Annotated in this window: 8 protein-coding genes and 1 tRNA gene; 7 read left to right on the top strand and 2 right to left on the bottom strand. The window is 67.2% G+C overall.

Features of this window, described 5'->3' with window-relative positions; genetic code table 11:
- The first annotated feature begins 66 nt into the window (after positions 1 to 66).
- From gltB to AX744_RS06540, 4 genes are all read left to right on the top strand, one after another.
- Complete coding sequence (gltB, locus tag AX744_RS06525; protein WP_127012969.1) at positions 67 to 4,590, top strand: glutamate synthase large subunit; 4,524 nt, start codon at positions 67 to 69, stop codon at positions 4,588 to 4,590.
- Complete coding sequence (locus AX744_RS06530) at positions 4,583 to 6,049, top strand: glutamate synthase subunit beta (protein ID WP_046747120.1); 1,467 nt, start codon at positions 4,583 to 4,585, stop codon at positions 6,047 to 6,049. Before gltB ends, AX744_RS06530 begins: the two co-directional genes overlap by 8 nt.
- 58 nt (positions 6,050 to 6,107) lie before the next feature.
- Complete coding sequence (gene pyk / locus AX744_RS06535) at positions 6,108 to 7,556, top strand: pyruvate kinase (protein WP_061015909.1); 1,449 nt, start codon at positions 6,108 to 6,110, stop codon at positions 7,554 to 7,556.
- 109 nt (positions 7,557 to 7,665) lie between these two features.
- Positions 7,666 to 8,322, top strand: a complete 657-nt coding sequence (locus AX744_RS06540) for an esterase/lipase family protein (RefSeq protein WP_231728750.1) — start codon at positions 7,666 to 7,668, stop codon at positions 8,320 to 8,322.
- A gap of 51 nt (positions 8,323 to 8,373) precedes the next feature.
- On the opposite strand, the gene AX744_RS06545 is transcribed toward AX744_RS06540, so the two are convergent.
- A tRNA-Leu gene (locus AX744_RS06545) sits at positions 8,374 to 8,456 on the bottom strand.
- 101 nt (positions 8,457 to 8,557) lie between these two features.
- Between AX744_RS06545 and AX744_RS06550 the strand changes: the two genes are divergently transcribed.
- Together AX744_RS06550 and AX744_RS06555 are read left to right on the top strand one after the other, a co-directional pair.
- Positions 8,558 to 9,178: an ANTAR domain-containing response regulator gene (locus AX744_RS06550; RefSeq protein WP_017830602.1), complete on the top strand. Its 621-nt coding sequence runs from the start codon at positions 8,558 to 8,560 to the stop codon at positions 9,176 to 9,178.
- A 2-nt stretch (positions 9,179 to 9,180) separates the two neighbouring features.
- Positions 9,181 to 9,756, top strand: a complete 576-nt coding sequence (locus AX744_RS06555) for a GNAT family N-acetyltransferase (protein ID WP_061015911.1) — start codon at positions 9,181 to 9,183, stop codon at positions 9,754 to 9,756.
- Here AX744_RS06555 and AX744_RS06560 read toward each other — a convergent pair.
- Positions 9,731 to 10,159 (bottom strand): hotdog fold thioesterase, encoded by a 429-nt coding sequence (locus tag AX744_RS06560; RefSeq protein WP_046747117.1) that lies wholly within the window; start codon positions 10,157 to 10,159, stop codon positions 9,731 to 9,733. The two genes, AX744_RS06555 and AX744_RS06560, sit on opposite strands and share 26 nt — an antisense overlap.
- A gap of 45 nt (positions 10,160 to 10,204) precedes the next feature.
- On the opposite strand from AX744_RS06560, the gene polA reads away from it, so the two are divergent.
- On the top strand, positions 10,205 to 12,838 hold the full coding sequence (gene polA / locus AX744_RS06565) for a DNA polymerase I (RefSeq protein WP_058631190.1): 2,634 nt from the start codon (positions 10,205 to 10,207) through the stop codon (positions 12,836 to 12,838).
- The last annotated feature ends 39 nt before the right edge of the window (positions 12,839 to 12,877 follow it).

The raw sequence follows: 12,877 nt of genomic DNA on the forward strand, positions 1-12,877 counted from the left end.
GGACGGTAACTGGTGTACTTCCAGCCCCCTTACGGCGCCTCCGGCGCATACCCCCCGAAGCAGGGCATGTACAACCCGGCGTTCGAGAAGGACGCCTGCGGCCTCGCCATGGTCGCGACCCTGCGCGGCGAAGCCGGGCATGACATCATCGCGTTGGCCCTCGAGGCCCTGCGCAACCTGGAACACCGCGGAGCCATCGGCTCGGATGCGGGCACCGGGGACGGCGCCGGCATCCTGACGCAGATGCCCGATGCGTTCCTCCGCGCCGTGGTCGGGTTCGAACTGCCGCCGGTGGGGGAGTACGCCGCAGGACTGGCGTTCCTGCCTCGCGATTCCAGCGAGCGCCGCCAGCAGAAGGCCGGCATCGAGAAGATCGCCCGTTCCGAGGGGCTTCGCGTCCTCGGCTGGCGTGAGGTGCCCACGGCCAACGAGAACCTCGGCAAGCTCGCCGATGAGGCGCGTCCCGCGTTCGAGCAGCTCTTCGTCAGCGCGGGCGGAGCGACGCACTCCGATGCGCCCCTCACGGGCATCGCGCTCGACCGCGTCGCCTACCGTCTGCGCAAGCGCGCCGGTCACGAACTCGGTGCCTACTTCGTCTCGCTCTCCGCCCGCACCCTCGGGTACAAGGGCATGGTCACCACCCTGCAGCTCGAGCCGTTCTATCCCGACCTGCAGGACGAGCGCTTCGCCTCGGAGCTCGCCGTGGTGCACTCCCGCTACTCCACGAACACCTTCCCGTCGTGGCCGCTCGCGCAGCCGCTGCGCATGCTCGCCCACAACGGCGAGATCAACACCGTCGGCGGCAACCGCAACTGGATGCGCGCCCGCCAATCGCAGCTGGAATCCGAGCTCCTCGGCGACATCACGCCGCTGCTTCCCATCTGCACCGACGGCGCCAGCGACTCCGCCTCGTTCGACGAGGTGCTCGAGCTGCTCACGCTGACCGGGCGCAGCCTGCCGCACGCGATCATGATGATGGTGCCGGAAGCGTACGAGAAGCAGGCCGACATCTCTCCGGAGCTCCGCTCGTTCTACGAGTACCACTCCAACCAGATGGAGCCGTGGGACGGACCGGCCGCTCTCATCTTCACGGACGGGACCCTCGTCGGCGCGACGCTCGACCGCAACGGTCTGCGTCCTGGACGCTGGACGGAGACGACCGACGGACTGGTCGTCATCGGATCCGAGACCGGCGTTCTCCAGTTCGAACCGGAGCGCATCAAGCGTCGCGGCCGCCTGCAGCCGGGCAAGATGTTCCTGGTCGACACGTCGCAGCGTCGGATCATCGAGGACAGCGAGCTCAAGCACGATCTCGCCACGATGCACCCGTGGCAGGAGTGGCTCGACGCCGGCGCCGTGCGTCTTGCCGAGCTTCCTGAGCGTGAGCACATCGTGCACCCGCCGGCGTCGATCACCCGTCGTCAGCGGACCTTCGGCTACACCGAGGAAGAGGTCCGCATCCTCCTCACGCCGATGGGTCAGACCGGTGTCGAGCCGCTCGGCGCGATGGGCTCTGACACGCCGATCGCCGTGCTCAGCAAGCGTCCGCGGTTGCTGTTCGACTACTTCACCCAGCAGTTCGCCCAGGTGACCAACCCGCCGCTCGACTCGATCCGCGAAGAGGTCGTCACGAGCCTCAAGCTGGGCCTCGGGCCGGAGAGCAACCTGCTCACCTGGGGGCCAGAGCACACGCGTACGGTGTCTCTGGACTTCCCGGTGATCGACAACGACGAGCTCGCGAAGATCCGCCACATCGACAAGGCCATGCCCGGTCGATCGAGCGCGACGATCCGCGGCCTCTACCACTTCGACGCCGGCCCTCAGACGCTCGCCGACCGGCTCACCGAGATGTGCGCCGAGGTGGACGAGGCCATCGAGAACGGTGCCGAGTTCATCATCCTGTCGGACCGTGACTCGAACAAGGATCTGACACCGATCCCGTCACTGCTCATGGTCTCGGCGATCCACCACCACCTCATCCGGCGCGAGAACCGCATGAAGGTCGGTCTCATCGTCGAAGCCGGAGACGTCCGCGAAGTGCATCATGTCGCGACCCTGATCGGCTACGGTGCCTCCGCCGTCAACCCGTACCTCGCGATGGAGACGGTAGAGCACCTCGTGCGCACCGGCTACATCACGGGCATCACGACCGAGAAGGCCGTCAAGAACCTGATCTACGCGCTCGGCAAGGGCGTGTTGAAGATCATGTCGAAGATGGGCATCTCCACCGTGTCGTCCTATGCCGGTGCTCAGGTGTTCGAGGCGGTCGGCCTCAGCCAGGAGTTCATCGACGCGTATTTCACGCGTACCGAGTCGAAGCTCGGCGGCATCGGCATCGAGGAGATCTTCGCCGAGAACCAGGCGCGCCACGACTACGCCTATCCGGAGGATGCGGCAGCACGTGCGCACGAGAGGCTCTGGACGGGCGGCGAGTACCAGTGGCGCCGCGACGGCTCTCCGCACCTTTTCAATCCGGAGACGGTGTTCAAGCTGCAGCACTCGACGCGGACGCGACGTTACGACATCTTCCGCGAGTACACGAAGCTCGTCGATGAGCAGGCCGCCGAGCTGAAGACCCTGCGCGGACTGTTCACGCTGCGCACCGGCACTCGCAAGCCCGTGCCGCTGGACGAGGTGGAGCCCGTCTCCGCCATCGTCAAGCGCTTCTCCACGGGGGCGATGAGCTACGGCTCCATCTCCAAGGAGGCGCACGAGACGCTCGCCGTCGCGATGAACAGCATCGGCGCGAAGTCGAACACCGGTGAGGGCGGCGAGGATCCGGACCGCCTGGTCGACCCCGAGCGTCGCAGCTCGATCAAGCAGGTCGCGTCGGGGCGATTCGGGGTGACGAGCCTGTACCTCACCGAGGCGGACGACATCCAGATCAAGCTCGCCCAGGGTGCCAAGCCCGGCGAGGGAGGCCAGCTGCCTCCGACCAAGGTGTACCCCTGGGTCGCGCGTACCCGTCACGCCACTGCCGGTGTGGGACTGATCTCCCCGCCGCCGCATCACGACATCTACTCGATCGAAGACCTGAAGCAGCTGATCTTCGACCTGAAGAGGGCGAACCCCGAGGCCCGCATCCACACCAAGCTGGTGAGCCAGTCGGGCATCGGCGCGGTGTCGGCCGGTGTCGCGAAGGCGCTGAGCGACGTGATCCTGGTCTCGGGTCACGACGGTGGAACAGGTGCGAGCCCGTTGAACTCGCTGAAGCACGCGGGCACACCGTGGGAGCTCGGCCTCGCGGAGACGCAGCAGACGCTCATGCTCAACGGCATGCGGGATCGCGTGGTGGTGCAGGTCGACGGCCAGCTCAAGACCGGCCGCGACGTCATCATCGGTGCGCTGCTCGGCGCGGAGGAGTTCGGCTTCGCCACCGCTCCGCTCGTCGTCAGCGGCTGCATCATGATGCGCGTCTGCCACCTGGACACGTGCCCCGTCGGTGTCGCCACGCAGAACCCGGTTCTGCGCGAGCGGTTCACGGGCAAGCCCGAGTTTGTCGTGAACTTCATGGAGTTCATCGCCGAAGAGGTGCGCGAGCTCCTCGCCGAGCTCGGCTACCGCTCGATCGACGAGATCGTCGGCCGTGCCGACCTCATCGAGGTCAACGCCGCGGTCGAGCACTGGAAGGCCGAGGGGCTGGACCTCACTCCGGTGCTGGAAGGCCCGGTGTTCCCGGCAGGCGAACCGCGTCGCAGCGCACGCACCCAGGACCACGAGCTCGAGAAGCACTTCGACGTGAAGCTGATCGACATCGCGAAGGGCGCGCTGCTCAACGGCGAGCCCGTCGTGGTCGAGCTGCCCATCGCCAACACCGAACGTGCGGTGGGGACGATGCTCGGTCATCAGGTGACGTCACGGCACGGAGCAGCCGGTCTGCCGCAGGGCACCATCGATGTGACTCTGCACGGCACCGCCGGTCAGTCGCTCGGGGCGTTCCTGCCGCCGGGTATCGTCCTGCGGCTCGAGGGCGATGCCAACGACTACGTCGGCAAGGGGCTCTCGGGCGGCGACATCACGATCCGACCGCCGCGAGGCTCCAAGATCGCGCCGCACGAGAACGTGATCGCCGGCAACGTGATCGGCTACGGCGCGACCTCGGGGACGATGTTCATCTCGGGCGTCGTCGGCGAGCGTTTCCTCGTCCGCAACTCGGGTGCGACCGCCGTGGTCGAGGGCGTGGGCGACCACGCTCTGGAGTACATGACCGGTGGGCTCGCGGTGATCCTCGGCTCGACCGGGCGGAACTTCGGCGCGGGGATGTCCGGGGGAGTGGCCTACGTGCACGCCCTCGACACCAGCAAGGTGAACGCGCAGTCGCTCGGGAGCGGCGAGTTGCTCCTCGAGTCGCTCGACCGCGCGGATCTCGAAGTGCTGCGGAGCCTGCTGGTCGCGCACGTCGAGCGCACCGCGTCGCCGCGGGCCGCGGGTCTTCTCGAGAACTTCGAGGCGGCAGCCGCAGAGTTCGTGAAGGTGCTCCCTCGTGACTTCGCCGCCGTGCGGAGCATGCGCGAGGAGGCGCTGGCCGAGGGGATCGACCCCGACGGCGACATCGTGTGGAACCGCATCCTGGAGGTGACCGGTGGCTGATCCCAAAGGCTTTCTGAAGGTGACCGAGCGGGAGCTTCCCGCGCGTCGTCCCGTTCCCGTGCGCATCATGGACTGGAAAGAGGTCTATGAGCCCGGCGACAAGCAGGTCCTGCGCCGTCAGGCAGGGCGCTGCATGGACTGCGGCGTGCCGTTCTGCCATCAGGGGTGCCCGCTCGGCAACCTGATCCCGGAGTGGAACGACTTGACGTGGCGAGGCGAGGGTCGCGCGGCGATCGAGCGCCTGCACGCGACGAACAACTTCCCGGAGTTCACGGGGCGGCTCTGCCCTGCGCCGTGCGAGAGCTCGTGCGTGCTCGGTATCAACCAGCCGGCTGTGACGATCAAGCAGATCGAGGTCTCGATCATCGACGAGGCCTTCTCGAAGGGCTGGGTCGAGCCGGAGCCGCCGGAGCGGCTGACGGGCAAGACGGTCGCGGTGGTCGGTTCCGGTCCTGCGGGGCTTGCCGCCGCCCAGCAGCTCACCCGTGCCGGGCACACCGTCGCGGTCTTCGAGCGTGACGACCGCATCGGCGGACTGCTGCGCTACGGCATCCCCGACTTCAAGATGGAGAAGACGCAGCTCGAGTCCCGCCTTCGCCAGATGCAGGAGGAGGGCACCCGCTTCCGCGCCGGCGTCGAGATCGGCAAGGACATCTCCTGGCCGGACCTGCGCGCCCGGTACGACGCGGTGGTGATCGCCACAGGCTCCACGGTTCCGCGTGACCTCGCGATACCCGGCCGCGACCTGGACGGCGTCCATTTCGCCATGGAGTACCTCGTCGAGTCGAACCACGCGGTGGCGGGCGACAAGGTCACGGATCAGATCAGCGCCGAGGGCAAGCACGTCATCGTGATCGGCGGTGGCGACACGGGTGCGGACTGCATCGGAACCGCGCACCGGCAGGGCGCTCTCAGCGTCACCAACCTCGCGATCGGCAAGCAGCCGGGCGACACCCGTCCCGACCACCAGCCGTGGCCGATGATGCCGACCCTGTTCGAGGTCTCCTCCGCTCACGAAGAGGGCGGAGAGCGCGTGTTCCTCGCCTCCACCGTCGAGTTCCTCGGCAACGACGTCGGCGAGGTCCGTGCACTGCGCGTGGCGGAGACGGAGTTCGTCGACGGTCGGCGCGTGCCCAAGAGCGGCACCGAGCGGGAGATCCCGGCCGATCTCATCCTGATCGCCATGGGCTTCACCGGACCGGAGCAGGACGGCTACACCGAGGAGACGCTTCCCCAGGTGACCGATCGGGGTGCGTTCCGGCGCGACTCCTCCTACGAGTCGACGGTGCCGGGCGTGTTCGTCGCCGGCGACGCCGGCCGTGGACAGTCGCTCATCGTGTGGGCCATCGCCGAGGGGCGTGCAGCCGCGGCCAACGTCGACCGGTTCCTGATGGGCACCACCGTGCTCCCGGAGCCGGTGCGTCCGAGCGATGTCGCGATCGGACTCCAGCCCGCGTAGGCTGAGGCCGGCACCGTCGCCTGATTCACCATCCCCCACTTCTACCCTGGAGCAATCTTTGAGACGCGCGAAAATCGTCGCCACCCTGGGCCCCGCCACCTCCACCTATGAGACGGTGCGCGCACTGATCGATGCGGGCGTGGACGTCGCCCGACTGAACCTCAGCCACGGTGACTACTCCGTGCACGAGAACAACTACGCCAACGTGCGCCGTGCCGCTGAGGACGCTGGTCGCCCCGTCGCGATCCTCGTCGACCTGCAGGGTCCGAAGATCCGTCTCGGCAAGTTCGAAGGCGGACCCTACGAACTCGCCAAGGGCGACATCTTCAAGATCACCACCGAGGACATCATCGGCAACAAGGAGATCTCCGGAACGACGTTCAAGGGGCTCCCGCAGGACGTCAAGCCCGGTGACTTCCTCCTCATCGACGACGGCAAGGTCCGCGTCGAGGTCGTCGAGACCGACGGTGTGACGGTCACCACCAAGGTCATCGTGGCCGGAGCGGTCTCGAACAACAAGGGCATCAACCTGCCCGGCGTCGCCGTGAACGTCCCCGCGCTGAGCGAGAAGGACGAGGAGGATCTCCGTTGGGGTCTGCGCATCGGCGCCGACCTGATCGCGCTGTCCTTCGTGCGCAACGCCGCCGATGTCATCCGCGTCCACGAGATCATGGCGGAGGAGGGCGTCCGCGTCCCCGTCATCGCCAAGGTCGAGAAGCCGCAGGCGGTCGACGCGCTCGAGGAGATCGTCGACGCGTTCGACTCGATCATGGTGGCCCGCGGCGACCTGGGTGTCGAGCTGCCGCTCGAGGCAGTCCCGATCGTGCAGAAGCGCGCCGTCGAGATCGCCCGCCGCATGGCGAAGCCGGTCATCGTCGCGACGCAGATGCTCGAGTCGATGATCAACAGCCCTGTGCCGACTCGCGCCGAGACGTCTGACGTCGCGAATGCCGTGCTCGACGGCGCCGACGCTGTGATGCTCTCGGGCGAGACCAGCGTGGGAGACTACCCGGTCGTCGTGGTCGAGACCATGGCGCGCATCATCGAGTCGACTGAGGAGCACGGCCTGGAGCGCATCGCGCCGCTCACGACCAAGCCCCGCACGCAGGGTGGTGCGATCACCCTCGCCGCGCTCGAGGTCGCCGAGTTCGTCGACGCGAAGTTCCTCTGCGTCTTCACGCAGTCCGGTGACTCCGCCCGTCGCCTGTCGCGTCTGCGCTCGCGCATCCCGATGATCGCCTTCACCCCGGAGCCCGGCATCCGTCGCCGCATGGCGCTGACGTGGGGTATCCGCTCGACGCTGGTCGACATGGTCCAGCACACCGACCTGATGTACCACCAGGTCGATGAGTACCTGCTCGGCAACGGTCTGGCAGAAGAAGGGGACAAGGTCGTCGTGATCTCCGGTTCCCCTCCCGGAATCGTCGGATCCACGAACGACCTTCGCGTGCACAAGGTCGGCGATGCGATCCGCGGTGCCGCGCCGATCTACAAGGCCGGCGTCTGACGTACGTCATCCAGAGGGGGTGGGACTTCGGTCCTGCCCCCTCTGTCGTCCGCTTCGGGTAGCTTTCAGGCATGGAAACGCATCGCCGTCGAAGGAGGCCGTCATCGGCGTGCTGAGGAACGCGCGATGGTGGATAGCCGATTACGCGTACGCGGGGTACTGGCAGGTCCGTGCGGCATTCGACCGCACCGATCCGTCGTCTTTCGTCTCCGGAGATGCTGCACACATCGTCGTGCTCCCCGGCGTCTACGAGACCTGGCGGTTCCTGCAGCCGCTCGTCGTCGCGATGCATGAACGTGGTCATCCGGTGCACATCGTCGACGCGCTCCACCGGAACGAGCGTCCTGTGGCCGAGATGGCCGCGGTCGTGGCGACGTTCCTCGAGGAGCGCGGGCTCGAAGACGTGATCCTCGTCGCGCACAGCAAGGGCGGCCTTGCGGGGAAGACCGTGATGACCGGTCCGGCGGGCACGCGCGTGCGGTCGATGCTCGCGATCGCCGCACCGTTCGGCGGGTCGCGCTATGCGCGGTTGATGCTCTCCAGAACGCTTCGTGCGTTCTCACCGCTCGACCCGTCGATCGTGGATCTGGCGCAGCAGGTGACGGTGAACGAGCGGATCGTCTCGGTGTACGCGGCGTTCGACCCTCACATCCCCGAAGGCAGCGAACTGGCCGGCGCCAAGAACGTGCGCCTCGATACGGGCGGGCACTTCCGGATCCTCGCGCATCCACGCGTTCTGGCGGAGCTCGCGGTGCTCGCGGAATAGTCGATCAGTCGCCCGCGCCGGAATTCGCGCGTTCGTTCGATCGATGTTGGGTGCCGGCGGTGGGACTCGAACCCACACGCCCTTTCGGACAAAGCATTTTGAGTGCTCCGCGTCTGCCATTCCGCCACGCCGGCTCGTGTGTCGCGTCTACGACTTTAGCGCAGAGCAGGAGGCGCGACCGTCCGCGCCGAGCGCCTGAGGCCTGCAGACAGGGGCACTCCACTAGGATGGGTGTGTGACAGAGCAAGAAGAGCAGGCTGAGCAGCCCACGTCATCCGCACCCCGACGCGTCGTCGTCGCCGAAGATGAGTCGCTGATCCGTCTCGACATCGTCGAGATCCTCCGCGACAACGGCTTCGATGTGGTCGGCGAGGCCGGTGACGGGGAGACCGCGGTCGCTCTGGCCACTGAGCTCCGCCCCGACCTGGTCATCATGGATGTCAAGATGCCTCAGCTCGACGGCATCAGCGCGGCCGAGAAGCTGCACAAGGGGAACATCGCCCCGGTCGTGCTCCTGACGGCGTTCAGCCAGAAGGAGCTCGTCGAGCGTGCCAGCGAGGCCGGAGCCCTCGCCTACGTCGTGAAGCCGTTCACGCCGAACGACCTCCTTCCGGCGATCGAGATCGCCCTGGCCCGCCACGAGCAGATCATCACGCTCGAGGCAGAGGTCGCCGACATGGTCGAGCGCTTCGAGACCCGCAAGCTCGTCGACCGGGCCAAGGGTCTGCTCAACGAGAAGATGGGGCTGAGCGAGCCCGAGGCTTTCCGCTGGATCCAGAAGGCCTCCATGGACCGTCGTCTCACTATGCAGGACGTCGCGAAGGCGATCATCGAGCAGCTCGCTCCCAAGAAGTAGAGGTGAGCGCCGGATCCTTCCGGCTCGATTCCGAGCACATCCTCAGGCCCGTGCGCCTGGGCGACGGTGCCGCGCTTTCGCGTGCCTATCTGGCGAACCGCCGGCATCTCGCGCCGTGGGAGCCGACGCGCTCGGAGGCGTTCTTCGCCGTCGCCTCGCAGGAGGCGCATGCACAGCAGTGTGTGGACGACGCATCGGCAGGGCGTGGCATCCGCTTCGTGATCGAGTCCGACGATGGTGAGATCCGCGGACGGATGAACCTCAACAACATCGTCCGTGGGGCGTTCTGGAGCGCAGACCTCGGTTACTGGGTGGATGCGACGCGCGTGCACCGTGGGCTCGCGAGCCGCGCGGTCGCGAGGGTGATCGAGCACTCCCGCACCGAGCTGCGGCTGCACCGACTCCAGGCGGCCACGCTGCTGCACAATCTCGGCTCACAGCGGGTGCTGCTCGGAAACGGGTTCGAGCGCATCGGGATGGCGCCGAAGTACCTCCTGATCGCGGGGGAGTGGCAGGATCATCTGCTGTTCCAGCGCCTGCTGGAGGAACCGCTCAGCGCCCGGCGGGAAGGTCCTTGATCATGTTGGTGATGCGGATGGTCGAGCAACGACGACCCTGATCGTCAGTCACCACGATCTCGTGCACCGTGATGCTCCGTCCCAGGTGCACGGGCGTGCAGACGCCGGTGACCAGGCCAGAGGTCGCCGATCGCGTGTGTGTCGCATTGATGTCCACCCCGACCGCGAGCCTTCCGGCACCGGCGTGCAGATTGGCAGCCATCGAGCCGAGTGACTCTCCGAGCACGACGTAGGCCCCGCCGTGCATGAGTCCGACGGGCTGGGTGTTGCCCTCGACCGGCATCGTCGCGACGCAGCGCTCGACGCTGAACTCGACGAACTCCATGCCCATCTTCTCGGCGAGGGCGCCCATTCCCCGGGCCGTCGCCCAGTCGAGTCCCTCGCTCATCGCGACATCGCCCATGCATCCTCCTCAGCGGGTGTCCGTCGTCCTCGTTAGGCTGACAGGGTGACGGACTCCGCAAAGCCTACCCTCATGGTCGTCGACGGCCACTCGCTCGCCTACCGCGCCTTCTTCGCGCTCCCGGTCGACAACTTCACGACCAAGGACAAGCAGCACACGAACGGCATCTACGGGTTCCTGTCGATGCTGGTCAACCTCATCAAGGCGGAGAAGCCGACGCATCTCGCGATCGCCTTCGACACCTCGCGGCACTCCTTCCGCACCGATGAGTACCCCGAGTACAAGGCCACGCGGTCCGAGTCGCCGCAGGAGTTCAAGGGGCAGATCCCGCTGCTGCAGGACTGCCTCGCCGCCATGTCCATCCCGGTCCTGACGAAGGAGGGGATCGAGGCGGACGACATCCTCGCCACCCTCGCGTCCCAAGGTGCCGAACAGGGCTTCGAAGTGCTCGTCGTCTCGGGAGACCGCGACACCATCCAGCTCGTCAACGAAGACGTCACGCTGCTGTATCCGTCGGTGCAGGGGGTCTCCCAACTCAAGCGCTACGACCCGGCGACCGTTCAGGAGCGCTACGGGGTGCGACCCGAGCAGTACCCGGATATCGCCGCGCTTGTGGGTGAGACCAGCGACAATCTGCCCGGCGTGCCGAAGGTCGGCGAGAAGACGGCGGTCAAATGGCTCACGCAGTTCGGCTCGCTCGATGAACTGATCGCCCGCGCCGACGAGATCAAGGGCGTCGTCGGAGGCAACCTCCGCGACCACATCGAAGACGTCCGTCGCAACCGCAAGCTCAACCGTCTGCTCACCGACGTCGAGCTTCCGGTGGGCCCGGCTGACCTCGCCGTCGCACCGATCGATGCGCAGGCCGTGCGCGACATCTTCGCCCGTCTCGAGTTCCGCACCCTGCTGCCGCGGGTGTTCGAGGCCGTCGGTGCCGGCGACGTCGCTGACGACCCTGCCTCCGTCGTGGTGCTCCCGGTGCCCGTCGAGGTGCCTGCGGCCGACCTCGCGAGTTGGGCTGCGGCGCAGGAAGGCGATGTCGCGCTCCGCGTCACGACCCAGGGCGGTGTCCCCGTACGCATCGGCGTTGCCACGCTGACCGAAGTCCGTGAAGCCGATTGGTCGGATGAGGCCGCGGGCGATCTGCGCGGATGGTTGGAGTCCGAGGCACCGAAGGTGCTCCACGACGCGAAGCCGCAGGTGAAGGCGCTGATCCGCCAGGGCATCCGCCTTCGCGGGCTCGCATACGACACGAGTCTGGCCGGCTGGCTGCTGCGACCGAGCTTCCCCGACAAGACCCTCTCCGACCTCGTCGAGCGCTACCTGGGGGAGAAGCTCCCCGAGGCCGATCCTTCCCAGCTCGTCCCCGAGACCGAGGGTGCGACGCCGTCTCAGGAGGCGTGGTTCGCTCTGCGAGTTGCCGATGCTCTCCGCGAGGACATCCCGGAGTCGGTCGCGAAGGTCCTCGACGACATCGAGCTGCCCACGCTGCTCACCCTCGCCGACATGGAGGTCGCGGGTGTCGCCGTGTCGCACGACGTGCTGTCGACCTTCTCGGGTGAGCTCGCGGCCCGAGCGGAGGGCCTCGCACAGGAGGCGTTCTCCGTCGTCGGCCGCGAGTTCAACCTCGGCTCGCCCAAGCAGCTGCAGGAGGTGCTGTTCGAAGACCTGCAGCTGCCGAAGACCCGCAAGACCAAGACCGGCTACTCGACCGACGCTGCGGTGCTCGCCGATCTGCAGGAGAGCAACCCGCATCCGTTCCTGAGCCTGCTGCTGCAGCACCGTGAGGCCACGAAGCTGCGCCAGATCATCGAGTCGCTCGATTCGGCGATCGGAGACGACCACCGTGTGCACACCACGTACGTGCAGACGGGAAGCCAGACCGGACGGCTCTCGAGCACAGACCCGAACCTGCAGAACATCCCGGTGCGCACCGAGGAGTCACGCCGCATCCGAAGTGCTTTCGAGGTGGGCCAAGGGTATGAGGCTCTGCTCACCGCTGACTACTCCCAGATCGAGATGCGCATCATGGCGCACCTCTCCGGCGACGAGGGGCTGATCGAGGCCTTCAACAGCGGGGAAGACCTGCACCGTTTCGTCGGAGCGCGCGTGTTCGGTGTCGAGCCGAGCGATGTCACGGCGGCGATGCGCACCAAGGTCAAGGCGATGTCCTACGGTCTGGTCTACGGGCTCTCCGCGTTCGGCCTCTCCAAGCAGCTGCGCATCGAGCAGTCCGAAGCCAAGCAGCTCATGATCGAGTACTTCGCGCGGTTCGGCGCCGTGCGCGACTACCTGCGTGCATCCGTGATGAAGGCGAAGGAGGTCGGCTACACCGAGACCATCTTCGGCCGCCGTCGACCGTTCCCCGACCTCGCGAGTCCGAACCGCGTGCTCCGCGAGAACGCCGAGCGGGCCGCCCTCAACGCTCCGATCCAGGGCAGTGCCGCCGACATCATGAAGATCGCGCTGCTGCACATCCACGACGACCTCCGGTCCGAGAACCTCTCCTCGCGGGTGCTGTTGCAGATCCACGACGAACTCGTGGTCGAGGTCGCGCCGGGGGAGTGGGACGCCACGGAGCGGATCGTCCGCGCGCGGATGGGCGATGCTGCCGAGCTGTCCGTGCCGCTCGATGTGCAGGTCGGTCGGGGTCGCGATTGGAACGAAGCCGCGCACTGACCTCCGGCGGTGGGAGGGGGCCGGGGATTAGGCTGAAAG

Source organism: Microbacterium sp. CCH5-D1, assembly GCF_001557335.1.
GTDB lineage: Bacteria > Actinomycetota > Actinomycetes > Actinomycetales > Microbacteriaceae > Microbacterium > Microbacterium oxydans.